This window comes from Escherichia sp. MOD1-EC6819, assembly GCF_002965765.1.
Taxonomy (GTDB): Bacteria; Pseudomonadota; Gammaproteobacteria; order Enterobacterales; family Enterobacteriaceae; genus Escherichia; species Escherichia ruysiae.
Genome location: NZ_PTRG01000014.1, coordinates 40,189 through 65,296, shown reverse-complemented (window position 1 = coordinate 65,296; position 25,108 = coordinate 40,189). Strand labels below are relative to the sequence as shown.

The following is a 25,108-nucleotide window of genomic DNA, read 5'->3' as shown; positions in this document are numbered from 1 at the left end:
TGACATCAACAAACTTATAGGGAATATCAGCCAAAGTCAGCATCAGTTCACTCATGGTGGAACCCCATACACCTTAATCATATTTCCCCCACACAGCGTTAAAGCTTAAGTGTAGGTCAGTAAACAGGGCGGCCAGGACTAAGATTTGTCATTTTTTCAGCAATCCTTTTAATCCCCACTCAACTTGTAAGGGGATATTTTGCATCGTTTATCGATAACAGGTAGGATGCTGCGCCGATAGTTTTATACCCATAAAGAATAATGGTAATAACTGTCATCGCCAGGATGAATAAACATTGTTCATGGCGGCTTATAAGACTTTTTCAACGAAGCAATCAGGGAGAGCAATGAGTAAACACGACACCGACACTTCAGATCAACACGCCGCGAAACGCCGCTGGCTTAATGCCCATGAAGAGGGTTATCACAAAGCGATGGGTAATCGCCAGGTGCAGATGATCGCCATTGGCGGCGCGATTGGGACTGGTTTGTTTTTAGGCGCGGGTGCCCGACTGCAAATGGCCGGCCCGGCACTGGCACTGGTCTATTTAATCTGCGGCCTGTTTTCGTTTTTTATTTTGCGTGCGTTGGGTGAGTTGGTATTACATCGCCCTTCCAGTGGTAGTTTTGTCTCTTATGCCCGTGAGTTTTTGGGTGAGAAAGCCGCTTATGTTGCCGGCTGGATGTACTTCATCAACTGGGCGATGACCGGGATTGTCGATATCACCGCCGTCGCACTGTATATGCATTACTGGGGCGCGTTTGGCGGCGTGCCGCAATGGGTATTTGCACTCGCTGCGCTGACCATCGTTGGCACCATGAATATGATTGGTGTGAAATGGTTCGCAGAGATGGAGTTCTGGTTTGCGCTGATTAAAGTGCTCGCCATTGTGACCTTTTTGGTCGTGGGTACAGTGTTCCTCGGTAGCGGTCAGCCGCTGGATGGCAACACCACTGGCTTTCATTTAATTACCGATAATGGCGGCTTCTTCCCGCACGGTTTGCTGCCTGCGCTGGTGTTAATTCAGGGCGTGGTATTTGCTTTTGCCTCCATCGAAATGGTCGGAACTGCCGCCGGAGAATGTAAAGATCCGCAGACTATGGTGCCAAAAGCAATTAACAGCGTGATTTGGCGTATTGGCCTGTTTTATGTCGGTTCCGTGGTGTTGCTAGTTATGTTATTGCCGTGGAGTGCCTATCAGGCCGGTCAAAGTCCCTTTGTGACCTTCTTCTCTAAACTCGGTGTGCCGTACATTGGCAGCATCATGAATATTGTGGTATTGACCGCGGCCCTCTCCAGCCTGAACTCTGGCCTGTACTGCACCGGGCGTATTTTGCGCTCGATGGCGATGGGCGGATCTGCGCCGGGTTTTATGGCGAAAATGAGTCGCCAGCATGTGCCGTATGCCGGGATTCTGGCGACGCTGGTTGTGTATGTCGTTGGCGTATTCCTCAATTATCTGGTGCCGTCGCGCGTATTTGAGATTGTCCTGAACTTCGCGTCATTGGGAATTATCGCCTCGTGGGCGTTTATCATTGTTTGTCAGATGCGCCTGCGTAAAGCCATCAAAGAAGGTAAAGCGGCAGATGTCAGTTTTAAACTGCCTGGCGCGCCCTTCACTTCCTGGCTGACATTACTGTTTTTACTGAGTGTTCTGGTGCTGATGGCGTTCGATTACCCGAACGGGACTTATACCATCGCGGCGCTGCCGATTATCGGTATTCTGCTGGTTATAGGCTGGTTTGGTGTGCGCAAACGCGTTGCTGAAATTCACAGCACTGCGCCAGTCGTCAAGGAAGATGAAGAACAACAGGAAATTGTGTTTAAGCCTGAAACGGCGAGTTAATTGCAAAATTGCCCGGCTACGTGCCGGGCAAATTCAAATTACTGACGAAGGTGCCGGATGCGGCGTGATAAAAGTCAGGCAAGTCACTCCATTTTCACCCTCGCCATATCTATTACAGCGCAATACGAATCACATCGTCCGGCTGAGTGGCTTCTTGCTGTTTAGTCGATTTTTGCTTCACGCTGACATACAGCGTTTTGCCATCGGCAGAAAGCGCCAGGCTGTTAGGATGGGTCGGCGTGTCGAACGTTTTCACTACTTTGTAGTTTTTCGCGTCAATCACACTGACTTTACCCGCCTGCCGATGCGTCACGTAGGCTTCATTACGCGCCGGGTTAAACAGCACAGCCAGTGATTCCGGTGCCGCTACCTTCGCCAGAATATTGCCGTTACGAGTATCGACCACTAACACTTCCGCCGCTTTGGAATCAGTGATAAACGCTCGCTGGTTGGCAGTATCGAGACTGATGTTGATAAAGAAATGCTCTTTGCCATCATCCAGCAGCTTTTTACGGCTCAGGATTTTATTGTCGGCGGTATCGATGGTAATCAATTCGCCGTCAGCGTTAGTGGTGTAAAGACGTTTGCCTTTGCTATCCAGCGCCAGACCGGTACTCATTTTACCGGTGTTCTGGATGGCGGTTTTCAGTTTGATATTCTCGCCATCAACCACCCAAATCACACTCTCTTTCCCAATACCGCTGATGTAAACAGTGTTCGTGGCATCGTCAGCAACCAGCTCACGTGGCTGCAGCGGACGCACCTCTTCTGTACGTTTGCGATCGTCCAGCACCAGACGCCCTTTCACTTCGCCAGTTTTGGCATCTATCGCCGTGACCGCGCTGTTTACGGTGTTACCAAACCACAACGTTTGAGTCGCGTTGTTGATAGTGGCACCAAACGGCTTGAGATCGTTATGGATCGCCTGAGTGACCTCCAGAGTGACCGGATCAAGACGATAAACCACACCGCCTTTGTCCAGTTTGCGGCTTTGCGAAGTGGCGAGCCACAACGCGTTTTCTTGCTGGCTATAAGCCATTTCGTAGGCACCTTTACCTACCGCTTTACGCAGCATTTCTTCTGCGGCCTGCGTACTGAATGATGAAGCAACAAGCAATGAACCTAACAGTAATGAACCACGCAGGCGCGATGAAAACAGATGACGTAAATGCATGACGACTCCCTTTGATGAACCGATTTATAGCAGCTTCACAATGCTTCGTTGAGCATAATCTTCGTTACGCCCTTGTTATAAATGGGAATGGTAATCATTATTTTCTCAAATGTGGAGCATTTCTTGTTGTTACGACTACAATTTTCTCAATTAATTAACGTATTGTGCCGTTTCGTTTTCTATAAATTTACAAATTCATTACCATGACGGTGTTTTCCCATTCTTAACCTGGCTTTTTTCATGAAGATTTTTTCCGTCCGACAGACCGTTTTACCCGCACTGATTCTCCTTTCTCCTTCCACTTTTGCCGCTAATGAACAAACCATGATTGTTAGCGCCGCGCCGCAGGTAGTTTCTGAACTGGACACGCCCGCTGCGGTAAGCGTGGTCGATGGCGAGGAGATGCGTCTGGCAACGCCGCGCATCAATTTGTCTGAATCACTGACCAGTGTGCCTGGTTTGCAGGTACAAAACCGGCAGAACTATGCGCAGGATCTACAACTGTCTATTCGCGGATTTGGCTCCCGTTCCACTTACGGTATTCGCGGTATTCGCCTGTATGTTGATGGTATTCCCGCTACCATGCCCGACGGACAAGGGCAAACATCCAATATCGATTTAAGCAGTGTGCAAAATGTGGAAGTGCTGCGAGGCCCCTTCTCTGCCCTGTATGGCAATGCGTCCGGCGGCGTAATGAACGTCACTACCCAAATCGGCGAACAGCCGCCAACCATTGAAGCCAGTAGTTACTACGGCAGTTTTGGTAGCTGGCGCTATGGCCTGAAAGCAACGGGCGCAATGGGCGACGGCACACAGCCTGGCGATGTCGATTACACCGTTTCGACCACGCGTTTTACAACTCACGGCTATCGTGACCATAGCGGCGCACAGAAAAATTTAGCCAATGCCAGACTGGGCGTACACATTGATGACGCCAGTAAGTTAAACCTGATTTTCAACAGTGTGGATATCAAAGCCGATGACCCTGGTGGGTTGACCGAAGCTGAATGGAAAGCGAATCCGCAACAAGCGCCTCGTGCAGAACAGTACGACACGCGAAAAACCATCAAGCAAACTCAGGCAGGGTTGCGTTATGAGCGCAGCCTGAGTTCGCGGGATGATATGAGCGTGATGATGTACGCAGGTGAACGGGAAACGACCCAGTATCAATCGATTCCGATGGCCCCCCAACTTACCCCATCTCATGCGGGCGGCGTAATTACTCTGCAACGTCATTACCAGGGTATAGACAGCCGCTGGACACATCGTGGAGAGCTGGGAGTTCCGGTCTCTTTCACTACTGGCCTGAACTATGAAAACATGAGTGAAAACCGCAAGGGTTACAATAACTTCCGCCTTAATAACGGCGTGCCGGAGTACGGGCAAAAAGGTGATCTGCGCCGCGACGAGCGCAATCTGATGTGGAACGTCGATCCCTATTTACAAACCCAGTGGCAACTAACTGACAAACTATCGTTGGATGCTGGTGTGCGCTACAGCTCCGTGTGGTTTGACTCTGACGATCATTACGTTACCCCGGGTAACGGTGATGACAGCGGTGATGCCAGTTATCACAAATGGCTCCCTGCGGGATCGTTGAAATACGCCATAACCGATGCCTGGAACGTCTATCTGGCAGCCGGGCGCGGTTTTGAAACGCCAACCATTAACGAGCTTTCTTACCGTGCTGACGGGCAAAGTGGCATGAACTTTGGTTTAAAACCGTCCACCAACGACACAATCGAAATCGGCAGTAAAACGCGTATCGGCGATGGCTTGTTTACCGCTGCGTTATTCCAGACTGATACCGATGATGAAATCGTTGTTGATAGCAGTAGCGGCGGGCGTACCACGTATAAAAATGCCGGGAAGACGCGCCGTCAGGGGGCTGAACTGGCCTGGGATCAGCGTTTTGCCGGAGATTTCCGTGTGAAAGCGTCGTGGACGCGGCTTGACGCAACTTATCGCAGCAATGTTTGTAACGCTCAGGACTGTAATGGTAACCGAATGCCCGGGATCGCCCGCAATATGGGCTTTGCGTCATTAGGTTATGTACCAGAAGAAGGCTGGTATGCAGGCACAGAAGCACGTTATATGGGCGATATCATGGCGGATGACGAAAATACGGCAAAAGCGCCCTCTTACACTCTCGTCGGTTTGTTCACCGGTTACAAATATAATTATCGCAATATGACAATAGATTTATTTGGTCGTGTCGATAATTTATTCGATAAAGAATATGTCGGCTCGGTGATTGTTAATGAATCGAATGGTCGATATTACGAGCCTGCGCCTGGGCGGAATTATGGTGTAGGCGTAAATCTCGCATGGCGATTTGAATAATATTCATTAGTGGCGGCAAGAATGCCGCCACCTGAAATGTTAATCATCATCCGCAACACGGATCACGACTTTGCCGAAGTTTTTACCATTCAGCAGACCGATGAATGTCTGCGGGGCGTTCTCTAAACCATCGGTAATTTGTTCACGATAGTGAATTTTCCCCGCCTTCACCCATTGCCCCATCTCTTGCTGGAACTCATGGATGCGATGACCATAATCCTGGCTAATAATAAACCCTTGCAGGCGAATACGTTTTTTCAGCACCGTAGCCATAAGTAGCGGTAAACGATCCGGCCCGGAAGGCAGGTCGGTGGCGTTATAGCCGCTCACTAAACCGCAAACGGGAATACGCGCGGATGTATTGAGTAAAGGCAGCACCGCATCAAACACCTTACCACCAACGTTTTCATAATAGATATCAACGCCTTTCGGACACGCGTTCACGAGTTGTTCGGCAAAATCATCTGCATGATGATCAAGGCAAACATCAAAACCGAGAACGTCTGTGGCATGGCGACATTTTTCCGCGCCACCGGCAACACCCACCACGCGGCAACCTTTTAGTTTGCCGATTTGCCCCACTGTCGCACCGACCGGCCCCGTTGCTGCAGCAACCACTAGCGTTTCTCCCTCTTTAGGTTGACCGATATCCAGCAGCCCCATATAAGCCGTAAAGCCTGGCATCCCCAGCACACCTAGTGACCACGAAGGATTTTCCGGATGATCGCCAAGTTTCACCAGATCATCGCCACTGGATATGTCGTAATCCTGCCAACCGCTGTAACCCAGCACCCAGTCGTCAGGCTGGTAATCCGGATGATTAGATTCCACCACCCGACTCACCGTGCCGCCGACCATCACGCCACCAATATCAACCGGTGGTGAATAAGATGGCTCATCGCTCATGCGCCCGCGCATATACGGATCGAGCGACAGGTAGACCGTGCGCAGTAACACCTGTCCTTCACCCGGCGTGGCGACATCATCTTCTTCAAGACGGAAATTCTCCGGAACCGGCGCGCCGTGTGGACGCGACGCCAGAACCCAACGGCGATTACGTTGCTTTTGTTGACCCATAATGCTCTCCTGTGCTTTTGGCATGAATCCATCAATAGTAGCAGGCTCACTGGATTGGTTTAGTTTGCAGCCGTCACATCACTACTGCGACACGCAATAATTTCATCGAGGAATCCGTTGCTTCGGGCTGTTTTCGATAGTATTGATAACGTCATCATCATTATTTTATCGAGGCTTAAGATGTCCATCCGTTCTGCCCGCAAAGCCGATTGTGCTGCAATTGCGGAAATTTATAACCACGCTGTACTGCATACGGCAGCTATCTGGAACGACCAGACTGTGGATACAGATAACCGCATTGCCTGGTTTGAAGCACGAACTTTATCGGGTTATCCGGTGCTGGTGAGCGAAGAAGATGGCGTAGTTACAGGATATGCCTCGTTTGGTGACTGGCGTAGTTTCGACGGTTTTCGCCATACCGTGGAACATTCGGTTTATGTCCATCCGGATCATCAGGGCAAAGGTCTTGGGCGAAAATTGTTACGCGCGTTGATTGATGAAGCGCGGAACTGCGGTAAGCATGTGATGGTTGCCGGCATAGAATCACAAAATCAGGCGTCGTTGCATCTGCACCAGTCGCTGGGATTTGTCGTCACAGCGCAAATGCCCCAAGTTGGTACTAAATTTGGTCGCTGGTTGGATCTCACCTTTATGCAATTGCAGCTTGACGATCGTAGCGAACCGGACTCACTTGGATGAATCAGTCGCTTACCCTTGCCTTTTTGATCACTGCCGGGATTGGTCTTGTGGTGCAAAACACATTGATGGTACGCATCACCCAGACATCCTCCACCATTCTCATCGCCATGCTGCTGAATTCACTGGTGGGGATTGTGCTGTTCGTGTCTATTTTATGGTTTAAGCAAGGAACAGCAGGCTTTGGCGAACTGGTGTCCAGCGTGCGCTGGTGGACTCTAATCCCTGGTTTGTTGGGATCGTTTTTTGTTTTCGCCAGTATCAGCGGATATCAGAATGTTGGCGCGGCAACGACCATTGCGGTACTGGTCGCCAGTCAACTTATTGGTGGTCTGGTGCTGGATATTTTCCGCAGTCATGGCGTACCACTTCGGGCGCTGATTGGCCCAATTTGCGGGGCAGTTTTGTTGGTAGTTGGCGCCTGGCTGGTGGCCAGACGCACGTTTTAATCAGAGGATGGTGCCGCCTTTGGTTAATTGTTCGTGGCGTGCCTCCATATCTTCTTTATGCTTGCGTCCGTGATGAGCGATTGCGGTACGCAAACGCTGCTGCTGTGTGTAGCGATCTTCCCGGCTTAACTCTGCGTCATCACTCAGGGCGATTAACAACTCGTTCATATGGGCAATGACGCTCTCCTCAATCGCGGCATCCACGCGCGCGATGACTTCATCCAGATGCGACATACTTTCTCCTCAGCCACTTGTGAAATTTATCGATTCACTCAAATGATATAAGTCTGCGTTGTGCCGTCAAGCCAGCGTGTAAGATTTAAAATAGTGAAAACAGTAGCGCCACCGGAAAACTCATTGGCCATGTAATCCCCACCAGAAAGGCGCTCAGAAAGCGAATGCTCTTCTTATCGCGGGAAAGAAACCAGGTAATGAGAAAGGCGATTGCTGCCATGGCAGCATAAAAAACAAGCATATATTGATAAAGAGACATGTATGGGCGTCCAGCCAGATGAATAAAACGCGCGCAAATATGCGTCATTTCTTGATGTGTATCAAGTTTTCAGTCCATTTGAGATAAATTCAATAACCTACCGCATGTTCTTGTCCATCTTCAGAATAAGTATGATTGCGGATTTTCTTAACCCGTACTATACACATAAGGGCTATGACAAAAGGTGGCAAAAATGAACGTTTCCAGTAGAACTGTAGTGCTGATAAATCTCTTTGCTGCTGTTGGGTTGTTTACTCTTATCTCTATGAGATTTGGATGGTTTATCTGATGTAGCAAAATTGCACGCAGTACGCACTGTCAGAGAAAAATCAACTCTCTGACAGTGCGTTAGATCTTCTCACACTCTCCAGATTTACAACATTATCCTTAATGTTTAACCATTACGTGGCGTACTACGGTGTAATCTTCCAGCCCATAAAGTGACATATCTTTGCCATAACCTGAAAGTTTCTGCCCGCCGTGCGGCATTTCACTCACCAGCATGAAATGGGTATTAACCCAGGTGCAGCCATATTGCAGACGTGCGCTGACGCGGTGCGCTCTACCCACATCTTTCGTCCATACTGAAGAAGCTAAGCCATACTGGCTGTCATTCGCCCAGTTAACTACTTGCTCTTCGTTGTCGAAGACCGTCACGCTGACTACCGGCCCAAATACCTCTCTTTGGACGATAGCATCTTCTTGTAACGCACCCGCCAGCAATGTAGGCGCATAATAATAACCATTACCCTGCCGCTTTTCACCGCCGGTGATCACCTTAATGTGTCCCGTCGCCTTCGCCTCTTCCACCGCCCGGCTGACGCGTTCGAGATGCGCCAGTGAACTTAACGGGCCAAGCTCTGTGGATTCATCATCCGGCGCGCCTGATTTCAACGTTGCCACTGCGGCACCGAGTTTTTCTACCAGCACGTCGTAAATGCCTTTTTGCGCGTAGATACGGCAGGCAGCAGTACAATCTTGCCCGGCATTGTAATAGCCAAATGTACGGACACCTTCGACAACCGCTTCAACGTCAGCATCATTAAAGACAATCACTGGCGCTTTACCGCCAAGTTCCATATGAGTGCGCTTGATGGACGGTGCCGTTTGACTGATGATGTGCTCACCAGTGGCGATAGACCCCGTCAGCGACACCATGCGCACTTTTGGATGTCCGGTCAGCGGATCACCCACCGTTTTGCCTCTGCCAAACAACACGTTAATCACGCCTGCCGGGAAGATATCTTTCGCCAGTTCTGCCAGCTTCAACGCTGTTAGCGGGGTGATTTCTGATGGTTTAAGCACCACGCAGTTCCCTGCCGCCAGCGCCGGAGCCAGTTTCCACGCTGCCATCATCAGCGGGTAATTCCACGGCGCGATAGAAGCCACAACCCCCAACGGATCGCGGCGGATCATCGAAGTATGACCTTCAAGATATTCGCCAGCCGCCAGACCGTTCAGGCAGCGCGCCGCACCGGCGAAAAAGCGAAAGACATCGACAATCGCCGGAATTTCATCATTGAACGCACTATGCAGCGGTTTGCCACAATTACGGGACTCCAGTTCGGCAAAAACCTGACCATTTTCTTCGATAACATCCGCCAGTTTCAGCAGGCATTCCGCACGCACTTTCGGCGTGGTTTGCCCCCATTCGGCAAATGCTGCATCTGCCGCGCGCACAGCAGCATCGACCTGCTCTGCGGATGCCTCGGCAATCTCCAGTAAAACGTCCCCCGTTGCCGGATTATAGACAGGCTGTTTTTCCCCTTCGCCGCTAACCAGTTCTCCGTTAATCAGTAACTTATGTTGCATAGCATATTCCTGTATCAGTGGTTATTGACCATTGTCGCCTTCGCGGGTTAGCCACCAGGCCCCCAGGATCGGCAAGGTTGTTACCAACATAACCAGCAGTGCCACCACGTTGGTTACCGGTACATCACGCGGTCGCCCAAGCTGATTGAGCAACCACAACGGTAACGTTCGTTCATGACCTGCCGTAAAAGTCGTAACGATGATTTCATCGAACGACAAGGCAAACGCCAGCATTCCTCCTGCCAGTAACGCCGAACTAAGATTCGGCAACACAACGTAGCGGAAGGTTTGCCAGCCATTGGCCCCAAGATCCATTGACGCCTCAACCAGACTCCACGAGGTGCGGCGAAAACGGGCGATGACATTGTTAAACACCACCACTACACAAAAAGTCGCATGACCGACCACGATGGTGAAAAACCCCGGCTCCAGATTGATAGTTTTAAACGCGGTTAATAACGCCAGGCCTGTGACAATGCCCGGCAGCGCAATGGGCAGCAGCAATAACAGCGAAATGGCGTTTTTGCCGAAAAAGTCTCGTCTCCAGAGCGCGGCGGCGGCCAGCGTCCCTAATACCAGCGCAATTAATGTCGCCAGCGCCGCCACTTTAAGTGACAGTGTCACGGAATCAAGAATGTCACTACGCTGTGCTGCCACGCTAAACCAGTGCAGCGTCAGACCTTGCGGTGGAAAACTAAACGCCGCATCTTCAGTGTTAAAAGCATAGGCCGCGATAATCAGGATGGGAAAATGGAGGAAAACCACGCCGCCCCAGGCCGCCAGTTTGAGGAAAAACGGTGCGCGCTCAGAGTGCATCGAACGCTCCCAGACGTTTCACGAACGCCAGATACAGTGCGATCAAAACAATCGGCACCAGGGTGAACGCTGCTGCCATCGGCATATTGCCAATCGCGCCTTGCTGCGAGTAAACCATGTTGCCGATAAAATACCCCGGCGGGCCAACCAGCTGCGGGACAATAAAATCGCCCAGCGTTAGCGAGAAGGTAAAAATAGAGCCGGCTGCAATGCCAGGGATCGCCAGCGGTAACACCACATAACGGAAGGTTTGCCGTGGACGTGCGCCTAAATCCGCTGAGGCTTGCAAAAGTGACGAGGGCAAACGCTCCAGCGCCGCCTGCACCGGCAGAATCATGAACGGCAGCCAGATGTAGAGAAACACCAGAAAGCGTCCCAGTCCGGAAGTTGACAGTGTATTACCGCCCACCGCCGGTAGCGTGAGAAACGCAGTTAATAACGGTTCCAACCCCAAATGCTGTAAAAACCACTGCGCCACGCCATCTTTCGCCAGCAATAACGTCCAGGCATAGGCTTTGACGATATAGCTCGCCCACATCGGCAACATTACCGCAATGTAAAAAAACGCTTTCATCTTACCGCTGGTGTAGCGCGCCATATACCACGCCATCGGAAAGGCCAAAAAAGCACTGGCGATGGTCACAGCAACTGCCATTGTTAACGTGCGCAGAATGATGTCGTAATTGGCCGGATTAAACAGCGCGCGGATATTCGCCAGAGTCAGTTCCGGTGTTACCGACATAGTGAAATCATCAAAGGTATAGAAGCCCTGCCATAACAGCGTCAGCAGCGAACCGAAATAGACGATGCCAAACCACATCAACGGGCCAAGCAGCAGCAAAAACAGCCCCAGCCCCGGATTCCGCCAGAAGAAACCTGACACCTTGCCCAGACCTGGACGTGAAGGTGATTGCAATACGTTCATCGCCATTCACCTCTCCTCAACCAGCGGCACCATCACATCGCGCGCCCAGGAAACCATCACCTGTTGTCCTGGAGTAAGCGTAGCGGGGAGTTCTTCCCCCGTCATATTGGCCTGACTTACCAGCAGTTTTTCACCGCCGCTCAGTGTCAGTTCAAAACGGGTCGCCGCGCCCTGATACTGCACCGCCTGGATCGTGCCATTAGCCTGCACTTCGCCAGGTGTATTGAGGCGAATATGTTCCGGGCGCAATGCGAAGCTACCCATCATTCCGCAAAGTTTCTCTGCCATCAGCGCATCAAAAACGTTGGATGTACCGACGAATCCGGCAACAAATGGCGTGCGCGGGCGCATGTAGAGATCACGTGGTGAATCGACCTGCTCAATGCGACCGTTGTTGAACACCGCCACACGGTCGGACATTGATAATGCTTCCCCCTGATCGTGGGTGACGAAGATAAACGTGATGCCGAGAGATTGTTGCAGCTTTTTCAGCTCAAGTTGCATCTGCTCACGCAACTTGAGATCCAGCGCGCCGAGTGGTTCATCCAGCAATAATACGCGTGGTTCATTTACTAATGCTCTGGCGATAGCAACCCGCTGGCGCTGACCACCAGAAAGTTGTGACGGCTTACGTTGCTGAACAAAACCCAGCGCCACTTTTTCCAGCGCCTCTTGCGCCATGATGTAACGCTTTTTTTTCTCCACACCTTTGACCATTAACCCGTAGGCCACGTTATCGAGAATCGACATATGGGGAAACAGCGCATAGTCCTGGAAAACGGTATTAACATCCCGCTCCCACGGTGGCAGATTGCTGGCGGGTTTACCAAAGATAGCGATCGCCCCGCCTGAAAGTTGTTCAAATCCGGCAATCAGGCGCAGGCAGGTGGTTTTGCCGGAGCCGGACGGCCCCAGCATTGAAAAGAACTCACCATCTTTTATCGCAATACTGACGCCATCTACCGCGCGCACGTCACCGTACAACCGCGAGACGTTGTCAAACTCCACTGCGTACGTCATAAAACACCTCAGCGAAGTTAGCGACCGCCCATAATGGCAATGTAATCCTGCGTCCAGCGACTGTAGGGAACAAACTTGCCCCCCTCTGCTATAGGCGTTTTCCAGAAAGCAATTTTATCGAAATAGTTAAAACCGTTGGTCTCACAGCCTTTTTCGCCTAATAACGGACTGGCTTTACATCCTTCCGGCACTACCGGCAATGAGCCAAACCATGCTGCCACATCACCCTGCACTTTTGGCGTTAATGACCAGTTCATCCATTTGTAGGCGCAAACCGGATGTTTCGCTTCGCTATGCAGCATGGTGGTATCAGCCCAGCCGGTAACCCCCTCTTTCGGGAATACTGTGGCGATTGGTTGGCCTTCGGCTTTCAACGCGTTGGCCTGATACGGCCAGGCACTAGAAGCAACCACACCCTCGTTTTTGAAATCGCTCATTTGCACGGTGGTGTCATGCCAGTAGCGATGTATCAAACTATGTTGATCGCGCAGCACTTTCAGCACCGCCTGGTACTGTTCTTCGGTAAGTTGGTACGGATCGCTGATGCCCAACTGCGGCTGCGTAGCTTTGACGAACAACGCGGCATCGGCAATATAAATGGGGCCATCATAGGCCTGTACCCGACCTTTATTACTCTTGCCGTCCGGCAGATTCTGCTCAACAAAAACCACTTGCCAGCTATCCGGCGGCGTCGGGAAGGTTTTAGTGTTGTACATCAGCAGGTTCGGCCCCCATTGGTAAGGTGTGCCGTAAACTTTGCCGCCAACGTTAAACCAGTCGCCTTTAACCACGCGCGGATCGAGCGTTTTCCAGTTGGGAATCAAGGCGGTATTAATCGGCTGCACGCGTTTACCCATAATCAAACGCAGCGAGGCATCGCCGGACGCCGTGACCAGATCGTAACCCCCTTTGGTCATCAGACTGACCATTTCATCGGAAGTCGCGGCGGTTTTCACATTTACCGCGCAACCTGTCTCTTTTTCGAATTGCGTTACCCAGTCGTATTGTTTATCAGTTTGTCCGCGTTCGATGTATCCCGGCCAGGCAATAATATCCAGTCGCCCTTCCGGTTTATCTAAATTGGTAGGCGGTTCGGCGGCGTGAGCGGTCATTATAGTCATGGTGAGCGCACACAGGCTGCTGCGGGCAAATGTCTTGCTCATAAGGTCTTACTCCTGTCGTAATTAATTGTTCAGCCGCCGTGCCGTAAAAATATCTCCTTGTTTAACCATAGACGGCGGCTTGCAGGCACACCTTCACCCCTGAGAAAATTTAATCAGGTTGTGAGCTAACGCGCATTATGCCGTCTGTGAAGCTATCTTCTGGAGTATAGACAAGGGGTTACGAAATATGGCTTCTATTCGAAATTCATATTACCCAACCTGAGAGGAATTAAATTGAAAGTTACTTCAGATGTTCTTGAATAAGTTTGCCTAATTCTTTTACTGCCTGTTCTTCGCGCTCTCCCCATTGCCACGCGGTATTAAAACGGAAAAAACGCGACCAGCGTTCCCCAGTAGAAAACATTTTACCCGGCGCAATACTAATGTGATGCGCCAGTGCCGTCAGACTTAATTCACCTGCATCTAACGGTTCGGGAAGTTCCAGCCAGAGAAAATAACCACTGTCGTTATGGTGTATTTTCACCTCCGCAGGCAGGTAACGCAGCAGCGCCTGCCAGGCGCGTTGTTTGCGTTCCGCAAGCTGACGACGTAGACGACGCAGATGCGCATCGTAGCGGCGTGTAGAAAGGTAATCCACCAGGGCAAGCTGCATCGGTGAACTGGTGGAAAGTGTACTCATCAACTGCAAACGTTGGATTTTACGCGCATGTTTTCCTGCGGCGACCCAACCGATGCGAAAACCTGGCACCAGGCATTTGGAGAATGATGAACAATGCAGCACGCCATCGTGGCGATCCCACGCTTTTGCGGGCAGCGGTTTTTCCCGTCCGAAGTAAAGTTCGCTGTAGACGTCATCTTCAATCAGCATCACGTTGTACTGACTAAGGAGTTCTACCAGCCGCGCTTTTTTCTGTGGCGTTAAGGTAAAACCGAGCGGGTTCTGGCTGTTGGTCATTAACCAGCACGCTTTCACCGGATACTCTTGTAACGCCAGTTCAAGCGCCTGAAGGTCGATCCCTTCGTTAACATCCGTCGCTACCGATAACGCCTTCAGCCGTAACCGCTCCAGCGCCTGCAACGCGCCGTAGAAACAAGGATTCTCGACAATCACCCAATCACCCGGCTCGGTTACCGCTTGCAAACTGAGGTTTAATGCCTCTAACGCCCCGGCGGTGATGACGATTTCATCGGGCGAAATTGTGATGCCCTGTAAGGCATAGCGACGAGCAATAGCCTGACGAAGCTCAGCATTCCCTGGAGGTAAGTTTTCAATCACGCTCATCGCCGTTGCGGTTTTGCTTACCTGGGCCAGGGAACGATTGAGTTGTTGAAGCGGAAACAAGCGCGGATCGGGAAAAGCAGATGCAAACGGCACCACTGAAGGATCGCGGCTGGCCTGCAACATGTCAAAAATATAAGTATTGATATCGACTGTTTCATCACGTGTGACTGGAACGACTGGGGCTTTCGGCATTTTTAATGCCTGTGGTGCAACGTAATAACCCGACTGCGGTCGCGCGATAATATGCCCCTGACTTTCGAGTAACTGGTAGGCATGGCTGACGGTCATAAAGCTCATACCAGAAAGCGCCACCTGTTCACGCAACGAAGGCAAACGATCGCCGGGTTGCCAGATGCCCGACGCAATCTGCTCGCGTAATTGTTCTGCCAGTTGCTGGTATTTTTTCATTATCGGATCGTTTTTATGTGCAGATGATCCGGCAGTCTATATCAGTTGTTAAAAATGACAACTTTTCGTTAACTGTAATTAAACCATCACCAGCGATAACTCTTTGCCAAGCGCCTTAGCCGCAAGCTGGACAGCGTCGATTTTTGTCGCATGGTGCAAGTCAAATAAGCGGGTAATCTCCTGCTTAGGTTTACCAATTCGCTTCGCCAGCTCTTGCTGAGTAATGTCTGACTGCAAAAAAGCATTTAACAGCAATACTTTAGAGGCAACGCTCAAAGGCACTTCAATAAAGTGATCGTGACTATTTAATGGCGAAGGTAACGGGATAAGCTCGTTGTCTTCAAAATAAAAATCAAATGCGGTCAGTAAAGCATCTTTTGCCGCTTCCATCGCTTCAGCGACAGTTTCGCCCTGGGTCAACGCTTCAGGGATATCCACAAAAGAAACCATATAACCGCCTTCCGGCGCGGGTGTAAGAGTGACGGGATAACGCATAATTTCGACTGTCTCTCGCATGTCATTAACCTTTTTAATTGGCGATTAATTCAAACCGAGTTGTTTCAGAATTGCTTTACGCAATGGTTCTTTAATCTCTTCGCTGGGGTGACGCGGCATGACACTGCGCCTCCCGTGAAACCTGAGTTTTAAATGGTTGCTGCCATTCGTTACATCGACGCCCTGAGATTCGAACCAACGTCTGAACTCGTTTTGTTTCACATCGCCTCCCTGCCGCTGAGTATATCAACAAGGTAAACATTATTGTTTACCTCCGTGTGTAATTTGCTCGAAAATAGCACTTAATCGCCGCAACGGCAGAATGCGATGCCAAATAAGGAAGGCTGATTCCAGAATTTCTTTGCGCTAATTTGCAAAACTGAATAATAACCTCAAGAAACTATCGGCATCATAGCGGCAAAAGGTAAGAAAAAGGTGTCGGGATGTTTACGAAGGCGTTAGCGGTTGTCTTATTAACGTGTGCGCTGTTCTCTGGACAGTTGATGGCAGGACACAAAGGACATGAATTTTTGTGGGTAAAAAATGTGGATCATCAACTGCGTCATGAAGCGGACAGTGATGAATTGCGCGCCGTTGCGGAAGAATCGGCAGAAGGTTTGCGCGAGCATTTTTACTGGCAAAAGTCACGCAAACCAGAAGCGGGACAGCGTTGAGTCGGTTGTTGCCGGATACGGTATGAACGCCTTACCCGGCCTGTAATATCTGCAAATTCAATAAGTTGTTAACAGGTCTGAAAATTTGCGTTTTACCCTTTTCGCTTCGGCAATGTTTTCATCAGTTCATCCGGGCTTACGGAGGCGACAACACTCCCCGGTAACGGCATTTTCAGAATGTGATTTTTGATTTTGCCAATGACGTGCATCTCACACGGCCGGCAATCAAACTTTAGCGTTAACACTTCATCGCCGTTAACCAGTTGCATTGGCGTTGCTTTCCAGCTTTTGATATTGCCTTTCGCCTGTTTCGGGCACAGATTGAAGGCAAAGCGCAGACAATGCTTGGTGATCATTACCGGCACTTCGCCCTTCTCTTCATGCGCTTCATAGGCAGCATCAATCAGTTGCACACCATAGCGATGATAAAATTCACGAGCTTTCTGGTTGTATACGTTCGCGAGGAAACTCAAATGCGTTTGCGGATAAACTGGCGCAGGGTCAGCAACCGGTTTACGACTACCGCGCTGATAACTGGCAAGACGCGCAGCATCCAGCATTTCAGCAGCCTCACGGCGGAACTGATTTAACAGACTGTTTGGCACAAACAGCGCCCCCGGCAAATTAATTTGCACATCGCGGGCGTAATAGATGGTTTGCCCAAGCTTCGACAATCCCTCTTTCAGATTGAGGAGTGCTTTTTCGGCGTTATTCGCTTCGTCGAACTGCCCGTCCAGCGTATGAGTGATACTGACGCCCTCTTCGCTGGTCAGAGTCAGAATCAGTTGTTCCTGCCAGCCGCCCAGTTCAATGTCTACCGCCACCCGACGTTCGCTGGAGGTTTTGGTCAACGCCTGCTGCCAGTTATGGTCGAGGTTGCGATTAAGCGGATGGTGCGGGCGAATTTTGTGCAGCTCCACTGGCATCTCATTTGGCCAGACGCGGTACTGATTTTCCCCAGTTTTCTCTACCGTGTTGGCACGAAAGCCGACGACTTCACGCTTAATCATTACGTTCAGTCCATCGCCGTTAGCCAGCGGTTCGGTAACCTTAACATCAAGATGATCTTTCGCCACTTTCAATACTTCACCCACCGGCAGGCCGATAAATTTCGGTGAATCGAATGCGCCAATATCGCCTTTACGCGCGTTAACAAAGTAGTCGGTGCTGCCACGATGGAAGGTTTTTTCCGTCGACGGTACGAAGAAGTGCTCAGTACGACCGGATGAAGCTCGCGCCAAATCGCTACGTTCTTCAATAATGGCATCCAGCATCTGGCGATAATGGGCGGTGATATTCTTCACGTAGCTCATATCTTTGTAACGCCCTTCAATCTTGAAGGAACGCACGCCTGCATCAATCAAAGCGCCCAGGTTGGCAGTCTGATCGTTATCTTTCATCGACAGCAGGTGTTTTTCATAGGAAACCACCCGCCCCTGATCGTCTTTCAATGTATATGGCAAACGGCACGCCTGCGAGCAATCGCCACGGTTGGCGCTACGCCCTGTTTGCGCATGGGAAATGTAGCACTGACCGGAATATGCCACGCACAATGCACCATGAATAAAGAACTCAATGGTCGCGTCCGTGGCCTGATGAATCGCACGGATCTGCTCAAGATTCAGCTCTCGCGCCAGCACAATCTGCGTAAAACCGACGTCCGAAAGAAACTTCGCTTTCTCTACAGTGCGAATATCACACTGCGTACTGGCGTGCAGTTCAATCGGCGGAATATCAAGTTCCAGAATCCCCATATCCTGAACGATCAGCGCATCGACGCCGGTCTGGTAGAGGTCGGTAATCAGTCGCTGCGCCGGTTCCAGTTCATCGTCATGCAAAATGGTGTTAAGCGTGACGAAAATTTTTGCACCATAACGATGGGCAAATGGCACCAGCTCGGCAATATCTTTCAGGCTATTACTGGCATTATGACGGGCACCAAAACCAGGTCCGCCGATATAAACAGCATCGGCACCGTGCAAAATAGCTTCGCGGGCAATGGCGGCATCGCGTGCCGGGCTTAACAGTTCAAGACGATGAGAAGATACGGTCACTTTCTTATCCAGTAGCTGAAAAATGGCGGCTATTTTAGCCACAAGCGCGACGTTGCGAAATAGTTTTCCCGCTTAACTACGCGGGTAATGGATGAGGGAATGAAAATGTACGGTTTGCTCCCCACAATTACGATAGACATGCCTGACGTCGGCAGCAAAACGAACACCTTCTCCACAATTAAGACTACGCCATTCACCATCAACGCACAGATCAAGCTGTCCATCAATGACGACAACATGCTCAATTACCCCTTTTTCGTGCGGCGTCGATTCGCTTATTGCACCGGGTGCCATCTGAATCGAGAAGTGTTCAAAGCAGAGTTGCGGATCATAAGGAAACAGCGAAGTGATCACCATTGCCTGCTGTTGTGGATCATAAACTGATGGCGTAATGGTCTGCGGCGGCGAAATAAATGTCGAAAATGGCACGTTCATCCCGGTGGCAATTTTCCAGAGTGTCGCGACCGTCGGGCTGGACTCATTGCGCTCAATCTGCCCTAACATGGCTTTAGAAACGCCCGTGGCGTCTGCCAGTCGCGAAAGACTCCAGCCTCGCTGCTGACGAAGATGTTTAAGCGTAGTGGATAAAAAGCGAGCGAGATTTTCCATGCGACTCCTCCGGCAAAACAGGAGTTTATCACTTGTGCGTTATAACGGACAAATGCTACGGTGCCTGTACGCTATAACGCACGAGGTGACTATGCGTCTGTTTTCTATTCCTCCCCCCACGCTACTGGCGGGGTTTCTGGCGGTATTGATTGGCTACGCCAGTTCAGCAGCAATAATCTGGCAAGCGGCGATTGTCGCCGGAGCAACCACTGCACAAATCTCCGGCTGGATGACGGCGCTGGGACTGGCAATGGGAGTCAGTACGCTGGCGCTGACATTATGGTATCGCGTGCCTGTTCTCACCGCATGGTCAACGCCTGGCGCGGCGCTGTTGGTCACTGGTTTACAGGGGCTAACACTTAACGAAGCCATCGGCGTTTTTATAGTCACCAACGCATTAATTGTCCTCTGCGGCATAACGGGACTCTTTGCTCGTCTGATGCGCATTATTCCGCACTCGCTTGCGGCGGCAATGCTTGCCGGGATTTTATTACGCTTTGGTTTACAGGCGTTTGCCAGTCTGGATGGTCAGTTTACGTTGTGTGGCAGTATGTTGCTGGTATGGCTGGCAACCAAGGTCGTTGCACCGCGCTATGCGGTAATTGCCGCGATGATTATTGGGATCGTGATCGTTATCGCGCAAGGTGACGTTGTCACAACTGATGTTGTCTTTAAACCCGTTCTCCCCATTTATATTACCCCTGAATTTTCGTTTGCTCACACTTTGAGCGTTGCACTCCCCCTTTTTCTGGTGACGATGGCATCGCAAAACGCACCGGGTATTGCGGCAATGAAAGCGGCCGGGTATTCGGCTCCGGTTTCGCCACTGATTGTATTCACTGGCTTGCTGGCGCTGATTTTTTCCCCTTTCGGGGTTTATTCCGTCGGTATTGCGGCAATTACTGCCGCTATTTGCCAAAGCCCGGAAGCGCATCCGGACAAAGATAGGCGTTGGTTGGCTGCCGCCGTTGCGGGCGTCTTTTATTTGCTTGCGGGTCTGTTTGGTAGCGCCATTACCGGAATGATGGCAGCCCTACCGGTTAGCTGGATCCAGATGCTGGCTGGTCTGGCGCTGTTAAGCACCATTGGCGGTAGTTTGTATCAGGCGCTACATAATGAGCGTGAGCGCGACGCTGCTGTGGTGGCATTTCTGGTAACAGCGAGCGGGCTGACATTGGTTGGGATTGGTTCGGCGTTTTGGGGATTAATTGCCGGCGGCGTCTGTTACGTGGTGTTGAATTTAATTGCTGACAGAAACCGATAATAAGAAGCGCCATCTTACGATGGCGCAACTGGCATTACTTTTTGTTAACGTCAAACATGGTGGCATCGGTCGCCATGTCATCAATAACTTGCTTAATATTTTCGAAAGCCATTGGCGTACTTTCGTTATTCAGGTCTTTACCTTCGCCCTGACGAACGACTTTGATAACAGGTTTATTGGTAGCCGCATCAATCAGTTCACCTTCAAAGTACAGGCGGGTATCCATGGTACGGTGACCGGTTGCCATTTGTGTTCCCGCTACCACTAATGCAACAGGAACCACTTCATAGAATTGCAGTCCTTCTTTACTAGTATCAACACCAGTAATAGCACCACGGAAAATCAGACTACGCGGGCCAGCAGTGGTAACCAGTGGTTTGCGCTGCGCAATCGCTTCTTTCATTTCGGTATTGGTATAACTCAAAATTCTATCCAATACTTTCTGCCCTACCTGAGTAGAAGGTTTCGGCACCGGATAATAAGTGATTGGATTCCAGACAATACTGTCATATTTACTTTGGTCGAAATCAGGGGAAACCCAGCGTAAAACGGGTTTACCTGTTGCCGATGTTGTTTCTTGAAGATCAGAGTAATTCTTTAAAAAGCCAGAGTATTTATCCGGCTGGGTGATTTTAGAGGCACAGCCGGACAGAGCCAACAAGCCGCATAAAGCTGCAACTTTCGCAATTGATGTGGTACGCATGAATAGTTTCCTGAGATGATTATATTACTTTTTAAGTTATAGCAAAAAGCACCGCTTCGTGTTGTGGCAAAAAAAGTGTTGGCAGAAATAAATTTATCGGCCCCTTTTTCGACAATATAGTCAATGCTGAAAAAGGAGCTGAGTCAATCATCATTGATTTATTTTCAGAGACTTGAGGCGATAAAAAAGCACATCCGCTGTGACTTATTTCACATCATCCTGCTAAAAAATATGCTTACCGAATAGATCAACAGGCAAGCTTCTTACGTTGATCCTTTTCAGGTCATTTTTTACGTGCCAGCATAGTAGCGAAACGCAGTTTAATACGATTACCGTTGGCATCGGTGCGGTGTAATTCACCGACATCTTCATTGTATTTCAATAAATCCCAGCCTTCATAATAACGACGTAGCTCTCCCTCTTTGAAGGCAAACGGAAAGCCGACGGTACATGGAAAATCAGTAGTATCCATCGCAGCCACAATCAGGTTGTAACCGCCAGGTTTAGTGCAACGTTGCATATTGCCAATCAGCCCTGGGATGGTTTTCGCCTCCAGGAACATCAGCACCACAGTAGAAAGAATAAAATCGTACTGTCCATCAAACGTGAGGCTATTCAGATCGACAACCTGAGTACGTAAATTTTCCAGATTTTCAATGGCTTTAATGCGCTCAACGTTGGCAATACTCATGGCATTTTTATCCCATGCGTCAACATCATAACCATTGGCTGCAAGGTAAAGACTGTTACGACCATTGCCACAGCCCAAGTCCAGCGTTTTCCCCGGTTTAACGATTTTCACCGCTTCCAGAACTTCGGAGTGTGTGCGGGTTAATTCGTATTTGTTAGTAAAGTAGTTTTCGTCACGAATGATCATTCTTTGTCCTCGGATTTCATTAAAACGGCGCGCTCAGTTCTGATTAACAATTTTCCCTGCATCAGAAGCGCGAAAGTACGGATGAGCAGTAATGCAATAATAAAATTGGTAAAGATAAACAACGGCACCGCCAGCGTATGGAAAAAACCATTATCGCTACCGCTTCCCAGATGCAAACCGGTGGTAGCCAGCGCGGAAACACCGAACGAAAAACTCCAGAATGAGGCATTAAACGGCTGTGAGAGATACCACGGCATCAGGCGCAGCATAAACAGTAATTGCAGCAGCCCATAGCCAAAGAGCATTTTCGCCAGCGTGTCCCCCTCGCCGCCGTTGACGCTTAACCAGGCACTACAGGCCACCAGAGCCGGAGCGAGTTGAATGCCAAGCGATGTCCGCAGCGCCGTGGGTAATTCTCCCGAGCTGCGCAGTCGTTGAAGGATCACCGGTTCAAGGCTTAACCAGGAGAAGACGCCAGCGCCTAAAAATACCAGTCCGGCATCGGTATAACCCAGCGCACCGCAGGCCATCGCGCTGATAAAGTTATTGGCAACAGTAGGCAAATAAAGCCCTGGTGTCGTCGCTTCTTCTGGGTGAGAACCGCGCCATAATCCGGCAGTTTGCCAGGCAGCGTAAACCAGTTGAATCACTACCCCAACGCTGAACAGACATACTGCCAGCGGGTGAAACCACGGGACAAAACCAATCGCCACCAGCATCGTCGTTGCCGGAAACAAACTCACAAAACTGCTCATCACCGGATGGCGAACTTCCGCCAGCACGCTTTGCGGAAAGCGCATCAGTCGGGTAATGAATGCGGTGGTCAATAATCCCCAGATGATCATCGCCAGAATCACCAGCCCATCCCCCAACCAGTGACTAACCTGCCAAACCTGGCTGGCATAGCGCCAGGCAAATCCCATCCCTATCGTCCCCAACACAATGCCAAAATAACCTGCCGGTAAATTGAGCACTTTATCGCTCTGCATCTTGTTACTCATTTTGTTTAATTTATAAATTATATTTGAAATGCATTTTATGGAAATTTCTCAAACATAGCCAGAGTCGCAGAATTTGCTACGGTTATAGTAAGTCACCTGCGGGAAAACGCTATGCGCAAATATCGTCTAAGTGAAGAGCAACGAGCCTTTAGTTATCAGGAAGATGGCTTCAAAAAAAGTGTGCTATTACGGCAGATTATTGCCATAGCCGATTTTAATGATGTGATAGCAGGGACGGCTGGTGGTTGGATCGATAGCGAAACTGTGCTGGCGCAGGAAGGAAATTGCTGGATTTACGACCAGAATGCTCTTGCGTTCGGCGGAACGGTGATTTCCGGTAATACGCGTATTACCGGCACCAGCGTGCTATGGGGAGAGGTTTGCACGACGGATAACACCTGGATCGATAACAGTGAAATCAGCCAGGGCGTCCATGTAAGTGACAGTGTCACCATTCGTGATTCAATAGTTTGCGGTCAGTGCAGAATTTTTGGTCAGGTCTGTATCGATCAACATTCAATGATCGTCGCCACACAAGGCTTAACGCCCGACCACCATCTTCTGCTACAAATTTATGACCGCGCCAGCGTCAGCGCCTCACGCGTTGTCCATCAGGCGCAAATTTATGGCGATGCCGTCGTCCGCCATGCTTTTATTGAGCATCGTGCCGAAGTTTTTGATTTTGCGCGTATTGAAGGTAATGAAGAAAACAACGTCTGGCTGTGCGACTGTGCGAAAGTCTACGGTCACGCACGTGTGATTGCCGGAACTGAAGAAGATGCGATTCCAACAATTCATTACAGCTCACAGGTGGCGGAATATGCCATTGTAGAAGGCAATTGCGTGTTAAAACATCATGTCCTGATTGGCGGAAATGCCGTTGTGCATGGCGGTCCGGTTCTGCTTGACGATCACGTTATAATACAAGGAAAGAGCCGTATTACAGGTGCGGTAATGATTGAAAACCATGTGGAGATAACCGACCACGCCGTCGTTGAAGCCTTTGGTGGCGACACCATTCATGTCCGTGGTCCAAAAGTCATTAACAGTGAGGAACGTATTACGCGAACGCCGCTGGCTGGGTTATTGTGAATCGATAATGCGCGCGTATAAATTCACATCATCATAGACATCATTCAGGAACTCAGCCTGTTTCAGGCAACCTTCCAGGCTAAAACCATTGCGCAAGGCAACCTGGTTGCTTTGCGGGTTGTCCACCCGACATTTGATCACAAAGCGTCTAAGTTCACCAGACTGGGCGTAATGGTGAATCAATGCCTGTAGCGCCTGAGAAATGATCCCCTGTCCCTGATGGGATTCGTCCAGCCAGTAGCCGATTTCGGCGGTTTTATTTAGCGGTTCAATTCGATTAAAAGAGATAACGCCGACGAGTTCATTTTCTTTGAAGATCATGAACATTTTGGCGTAACCGCGTTGATGCAACATCATATTACCCTGCACCGTTTTTCGCGTGTCCTCTTCGCTGTGAACAAACTGCGGCCAGTTTAGCGACTGCTGTAACCAGTTTTTATTTTTGCAGGTTAACTGATAAAGAGGTGTGACGTGACTTTCTGCAACGGCATGTAATTCAAGTGAGTCGCTTACTTTTATCGTTTCAGTCATCTTATCTCCTGTTACTCTTTGCAGTCGTTAAAAAGCCGCCTGGCAGGCGGCTTAGGAAAGTTTACACCTCTTTGACGCTCTCCTGTTGCAGGATTTTAAGCATCTCATCCTTCATTTGTAATTTCTGTTTTTTCATGCGAGCGACTTCCGCATTGTATCCTCGACCGTCAGAGCCTTCCTTTCTGGCAATTTCATGATCAAGTTTATTATGTTTATCAAACAAGGACATAAAGCGAGGATTTTCGTTTTTCAGACGGGATATTAAATCTCGATATTCTGGAAACATACGCACTCCCTGTTAGTGGCTGACAACGTGTATATGGAATATACAACATCAGATTA

The 25,108-nt window shown here is 49.9% G+C and carries 27 protein-coding genes; 8 read left to right on the top strand and 19 right to left on the bottom strand.

The window, feature by feature from the left end:
• Positions 1-347 precede the first annotated feature (347 nt).
• Positions 348-1,847, top strand: a complete 1,500-nt coding sequence (gene ansP, locus A7Z06_RS18805) for an L-asparagine permease (RefSeq protein ID WP_032225162.1) — start codon at positions 348-350, stop codon at positions 1,845-1,847.
• 112 nt (positions 1,848-1,959) lie between these two features.
• Here the strand turns inward: ansP and yncE are convergent, their stop codons facing one another.
• Positions 1,960-3,021: a 7-bladed beta-propeller protein YncE gene (yncE, locus tag A7Z06_RS18800; protein ID WP_000550658.1), complete on the bottom strand. Its 1,062-nt coding sequence runs from the start codon at positions 3,019-3,021 to the stop codon at positions 1,960-1,962.
• A 240-nt stretch (positions 3,022-3,261) separates the two neighbouring features.
• Here yncE and pqqU point away from each other — a divergent pair, with 240 nt between their 5' ends.
• Positions 3,262-5,364, top strand: a complete 2,103-nt coding sequence (pqqU, locus tag A7Z06_RS18795; protein WP_105279536.1) for a TonB-dependent receptor PqqU — start codon at positions 3,262-3,264, stop codon at positions 5,362-5,364.
• A 39-nt stretch (positions 5,365-5,403) separates the two neighbouring features.
• On the opposite strand, the gene curA is transcribed toward pqqU, so the two are convergent.
• On the bottom strand, positions 5,404-6,441 hold the full coding sequence (gene curA / locus A7Z06_RS18790) for an NADPH-dependent curcumin/dihydrocurcumin reductase (protein ID WP_000531446.1): 1,038 nt from the start codon (positions 6,439-6,441) through the stop codon (positions 5,404-5,406).
• A 180-nt stretch (positions 6,442-6,621) separates the two neighbouring features.
• Here curA and A7Z06_RS18785 point away from each other — a divergent pair, with 180 nt between their 5' ends.
• Both A7Z06_RS18785 and A7Z06_RS18780 read left to right on the top strand, forming a co-directional pair.
• Positions 6,622-7,140 carry a GNAT family N-acetyltransferase gene (locus A7Z06_RS18785; RefSeq protein WP_010347329.1) on the top strand — a complete coding sequence of 173 codons (519 nt, stop codon included), beginning with the start codon at positions 6,622-6,624 and terminating at the stop codon, positions 7,138-7,140.
• Positions 7,137-7,586, top strand: coding sequence for a DMT family transporter (locus A7Z06_RS18780; RefSeq protein WP_001076560.1), 450 nt, complete (start codon positions 7,137-7,139; stop codon positions 7,584-7,586). The genes A7Z06_RS18785 and A7Z06_RS18780 overlap by 4 nt, the downstream gene beginning before the upstream one ends.
• Here the strand turns inward: A7Z06_RS18780 and ydcY are convergent, their stop codons facing one another.
• Entirely contained in the window at positions 7,587-7,820 is a 234-nt protein-coding gene (gene ydcY / locus A7Z06_RS18775) for a DUF2526 family protein YdcY (RefSeq protein WP_000018633.1), read from the bottom strand.
• An 85-nt stretch (positions 7,821-7,905) separates the two neighbouring features.
• A complete protein-coding gene (locus A7Z06_RS18770; protein ID WP_123058186.1) occupies positions 7,906-8,079 on the bottom strand; it encodes a GhoT/OrtT family toxin in 174 nt (57 codons plus the stop codon).
• 193 nt (positions 8,080-8,272) lie between these two features.
• On the opposite strand from A7Z06_RS18770, the gene yncL reads away from it, so the two are divergent.
• A complete protein-coding gene (gene yncL / locus A7Z06_RS18760) occupies positions 8,273-8,368 on the top strand; it encodes a stress response membrane protein YncL (RefSeq protein WP_071598995.1) in 96 nt (31 codons plus the stop codon).
• Between the two features lie 98 nt (positions 8,369-8,466).
• On the opposite strand, the gene patD is transcribed toward yncL, so the two are convergent.
• The 8 genes from patD to A7Z06_RS18720 all read right to left on the bottom strand — a co-directional run bounded on the left by patD (position 8,467) and on the right by A7Z06_RS18720 (position 16,183).
• Complete coding sequence (patD, locus tag A7Z06_RS18755; protein ID WP_001163894.1) at positions 8,467-9,891, bottom strand: aminobutyraldehyde dehydrogenase; 1,425 nt, start codon at positions 9,889-9,891, stop codon at positions 8,467-8,469.
• Positions 9,892-9,912: 21 nt separating this feature from the next.
• The gene (locus A7Z06_RS18750; RefSeq protein ID WP_000555451.1) at positions 9,913-10,707 is read right to left on the bottom strand and encodes an ABC transporter permease; all 795 of its coding nucleotides are present in this window, start codon (positions 10,705-10,707) and stop codon (positions 9,913-9,915) included.
• Positions 10,697-11,638, bottom strand: coding sequence for an ABC transporter permease (locus tag A7Z06_RS18745; protein WP_001251309.1), 942 nt, complete (start codon positions 11,636-11,638; stop codon positions 10,697-10,699). The genes A7Z06_RS18750 and A7Z06_RS18745 overlap by 11 nt, the downstream gene beginning before the upstream one ends.
• Entirely contained in the window at positions 11,639-12,652 is a 1,014-nt protein-coding gene (locus A7Z06_RS18740; protein ID WP_000220384.1) for an ABC transporter ATP-binding protein, read from the bottom strand.
• A gap of 17 nt (positions 12,653-12,669) precedes the next feature.
• On the bottom strand, positions 12,670-13,815 hold the full coding sequence (gene ydcS / locus A7Z06_RS18735; protein WP_105279535.1) for a putative ABC transporter substrate-binding protein YdcS: 1,146 nt from the start codon (positions 13,813-13,815) through the stop codon (positions 12,670-12,672).
• A gap of 241 nt (positions 13,816-14,056) precedes the next feature.
• Positions 14,057-15,466: an aminotransferase-like domain-containing protein gene (locus A7Z06_RS18730; protein WP_000760661.1), complete on the bottom strand. Its 1,410-nt coding sequence runs from the start codon at positions 15,464-15,466 to the stop codon at positions 14,057-14,059.
• A gap of 78 nt (positions 15,467-15,544) precedes the next feature.
• A complete protein-coding gene (gene hicB, locus A7Z06_RS18725) occupies positions 15,545-15,961 on the bottom strand; it encodes a type II toxin-antitoxin system antitoxin HicB (RefSeq protein WP_105279540.1) in 417 nt (138 codons plus the stop codon).
• Between the two features lie 45 nt (positions 15,962-16,006).
• The gene (locus A7Z06_RS18720) at positions 16,007-16,183 is read right to left on the bottom strand and encodes a type II toxin-antitoxin system HicA family toxin (RefSeq protein WP_000812245.1); all 177 of its coding nucleotides are present in this window, start codon (positions 16,181-16,183) and stop codon (positions 16,007-16,009) included.
• A 221-nt stretch (positions 16,184-16,404) separates the two neighbouring features.
• On the opposite strand from A7Z06_RS18720, the gene A7Z06_RS18715 reads away from it, so the two are divergent.
• Positions 16,405-16,635 carry a DUF2554 family protein gene (locus A7Z06_RS18715; RefSeq protein WP_000494236.1) on the top strand — a complete coding sequence of 77 codons (231 nt, stop codon included), beginning with the start codon at positions 16,405-16,407 and terminating at the stop codon, positions 16,633-16,635.
• 92 nt (positions 16,636-16,727) lie between these two features.
• Here the strand turns inward: A7Z06_RS18715 and rlhA are convergent, their stop codons facing one another.
• Together rlhA and A7Z06_RS18705 are read right to left on the bottom strand one after the other, a co-directional pair.
• Positions 16,728-18,689 carry a 23S rRNA 5-hydroxycytidine C2501 synthase gene (gene rlhA, locus A7Z06_RS18710; protein WP_010347351.1) on the bottom strand — a complete coding sequence of 654 codons (1,962 nt, stop codon included), beginning with the start codon at positions 18,687-18,689 and terminating at the stop codon, positions 16,728-16,730.
• A gap of 72 nt (positions 18,690-18,761) precedes the next feature.
• Complete coding sequence (locus A7Z06_RS18705) at positions 18,762-19,298, bottom strand: helix-turn-helix domain-containing protein (protein ID WP_000429135.1); 537 nt, start codon at positions 19,296-19,298, stop codon at positions 18,762-18,764.
• 52 nt (positions 19,299-19,350) lie between these two features.
• Here A7Z06_RS18705 and ydcO point away from each other — a divergent pair, with 52 nt between their 5' ends.
• Entirely contained in the window at positions 19,351-20,562 is a 1,212-nt protein-coding gene (gene ydcO, locus A7Z06_RS18700; RefSeq protein WP_071987904.1) for a BenE family transporter YdcO, read from the top strand.
• Between the two features lie 34 nt (positions 20,563-20,596).
• Here the strand turns inward: ydcO and A7Z06_RS18695 are convergent, their stop codons facing one another.
• The 3 genes from A7Z06_RS18695 to tehA form a co-directional block, all read right to left on the bottom strand.
• On the bottom strand, positions 20,597-21,265 hold the full coding sequence (locus tag A7Z06_RS18695) for a DUF3313 domain-containing protein (RefSeq protein ID WP_001261028.1): 669 nt from the start codon (positions 21,263-21,265) through the stop codon (positions 20,597-20,599).
• A gap of 283 nt (positions 21,266-21,548) precedes the next feature.
• The gene (gene tehB, locus A7Z06_RS18690; protein WP_000586748.1) at positions 21,549-22,142 is read right to left on the bottom strand and encodes a tellurite resistance methyltransferase TehB; all 594 of its coding nucleotides are present in this window, start codon (positions 22,140-22,142) and stop codon (positions 21,549-21,551) included.
• Entirely contained in the window at positions 22,139-23,131 is a 993-nt protein-coding gene (tehA, locus tag A7Z06_RS18685) for a dicarboxylate transporter/tellurite-resistance protein TehA (RefSeq protein ID WP_105279534.1), read from the bottom strand. Before tehA ends, tehB begins: the two co-directional genes overlap by 4 nt.
• A gap of 123 nt (positions 23,132-23,254) precedes the next feature.
• On the opposite strand from tehA, the gene ydcK reads away from it, so the two are divergent.
• On the top strand, positions 23,255-24,235 hold the full coding sequence (gene ydcK / locus A7Z06_RS18680; RefSeq protein WP_001234028.1) for a YdcK family protein: 981 nt from the start codon (positions 23,255-23,257) through the stop codon (positions 24,233-24,235).
• Here ydcK and rimL read toward each other — a convergent pair.
• Positions 24,227-24,766, bottom strand: coding sequence for a 50S ribosomal protein L7/L12-serine acetyltransferase (rimL, locus tag A7Z06_RS18675; RefSeq protein WP_000140870.1), 540 nt, complete (start codon positions 24,764-24,766; stop codon positions 24,227-24,229). The genes ydcK and rimL overlap by 9 nt on opposite strands.
• A gap of 61 nt (positions 24,767-24,827) precedes the next feature.
• Positions 24,828-25,052, bottom strand: coding sequence for a YdcH family protein (locus tag A7Z06_RS18670; RefSeq protein WP_010351400.1), 225 nt, complete (start codon positions 25,050-25,052; stop codon positions 24,828-24,830).
• Between the last annotated feature and the right edge of the window lie 56 nt (positions 25,053-25,108).

Excerpts from the sequence above, each read along its gene's own strand:
- ansP (WP_032225162.1), top strand. The coding sequence starts at position 348 with ATGAGTAAACACGACACCGACACTTCAGATCAACACGCCGCGAAACGC.
- yncE (WP_000550658.1), bottom strand. The coding sequence starts at position 3,021 with ATGCATTTACGTCATCTGTTTTCATCGCGCCTGCGTGGTTCATTACTG.
- pqqU (WP_105279536.1), top strand. The coding sequence starts at position 3,262 with ATGAAGATTTTTTCCGTCCGACAGACCGTTTTACCCGCACTGATTCTC.
- curA (WP_000531446.1), bottom strand. The coding sequence starts at position 6,441 with ATGGGTCAACAAAAGCAACGTAATCGCCGTTGGGTTCTGGCGTCGCGT.
- A7Z06_RS18785 (WP_010347329.1), top strand. The coding sequence starts at position 6,622 with ATGTCCATCCGTTCTGCCCGCAAAGCCGATTGTGCTGCAATTGCGGAA.
- A7Z06_RS18780 (WP_001076560.1), top strand. The coding sequence starts at position 7,137 with ATGAATCAGTCGCTTACCCTTGCCTTTTTGATCACTGCCGGGATTGGT.
- ydcY (WP_000018633.1), bottom strand. The coding sequence starts at position 7,820 with ATGTCGCATCTGGATGAAGTCATCGCGCGCGTGGATGCCGCGATTGAG.
- A7Z06_RS18770 (WP_123058186.1), bottom strand. The coding sequence starts at position 8,079 with ATGTCTCTTTATCAATATATGCTTGTTTTTTATGCTGCCATGGCAGCA.
- yncL (WP_071598995.1), top strand. The coding sequence starts at position 8,273 with ATGAACGTTTCCAGTAGAACTGTAGTGCTGATAAATCTCTTTGCTGCT.
- patD (WP_001163894.1), bottom strand. The coding sequence starts at position 9,891 with ATGCAACATAAGTTACTGATTAACGGAGAACTGGTTAGCGGCGAAGGG.
- A7Z06_RS18750 (WP_000555451.1), bottom strand. The coding sequence starts at position 10,707 with ATGCACTCTGAGCGCGCACCGTTTTTCCTCAAACTGGCGGCCTGGGGC.
- A7Z06_RS18745 (WP_001251309.1), bottom strand. The coding sequence starts at position 11,638 with ATGGCGATGAACGTATTGCAATCACCTTCACGTCCAGGTCTGGGCAAG.
- A7Z06_RS18740 (WP_000220384.1), bottom strand. The coding sequence starts at position 12,652 with ATGACGTACGCAGTGGAGTTTGACAACGTCTCGCGGTTGTACGGTGAC.
- ydcS (WP_105279535.1), bottom strand. The coding sequence starts at position 13,815 with ATGAGCAAGACATTTGCCCGCAGCAGCCTGTGTGCGCTCACCATGACT.
- A7Z06_RS18730 (WP_000760661.1), bottom strand. The coding sequence starts at position 15,466 with ATGAAAAAATACCAGCAACTGGCAGAACAATTACGCGAGCAGATTGCG.
- hicB (WP_105279540.1), bottom strand. The coding sequence starts at position 15,961 with ATGCGTTATCCCGTCACTCTTACACCCGCGCCGGAAGGCGGTTATATG.
- A7Z06_RS18715 (WP_000494236.1), top strand. The coding sequence starts at position 16,405 with ATGTTTACGAAGGCGTTAGCGGTTGTCTTATTAACGTGTGCGCTGTTC.
- A7Z06_RS18705 (WP_000429135.1), bottom strand. The coding sequence starts at position 19,298 with ATGGAAAATCTCGCTCGCTTTTTATCCACTACGCTTAAACATCTTCGT.
- ydcO (WP_071987904.1), top strand. The coding sequence starts at position 19,351 with ATGCTACGGTGCCTGTACGCTATAACGCACGAGGTGACTATGCGTCTG.
- A7Z06_RS18695 (WP_001261028.1), bottom strand. The coding sequence starts at position 21,265 with ATGCGTACCACATCAATTGCGAAAGTTGCAGCTTTATGCGGCTTGTTG.
- tehB (WP_000586748.1), bottom strand. The coding sequence starts at position 22,142 with ATGATCATTCGTGACGAAAACTACTTTACTAACAAATACGAATTAACC.
- tehA (WP_105279534.1), bottom strand. The coding sequence starts at position 23,131 with ATGCAGAGCGATAAAGTGCTCAATTTACCGGCAGGTTATTTTGGCATT.
- ydcK (WP_001234028.1), top strand. The coding sequence starts at position 23,255 with ATGCGCAAATATCGTCTAAGTGAAGAGCAACGAGCCTTTAGTTATCAG.
- rimL (WP_000140870.1), bottom strand. The coding sequence starts at position 24,766 with ATGACTGAAACGATAAAAGTAAGCGACTCACTTGAATTACATGCCGTT.
- A7Z06_RS18670 (WP_010351400.1), bottom strand. The coding sequence starts at position 25,052 with ATGTTTCCAGAATATCGAGATTTAATATCCCGTCTGAAAAACGAAAAT.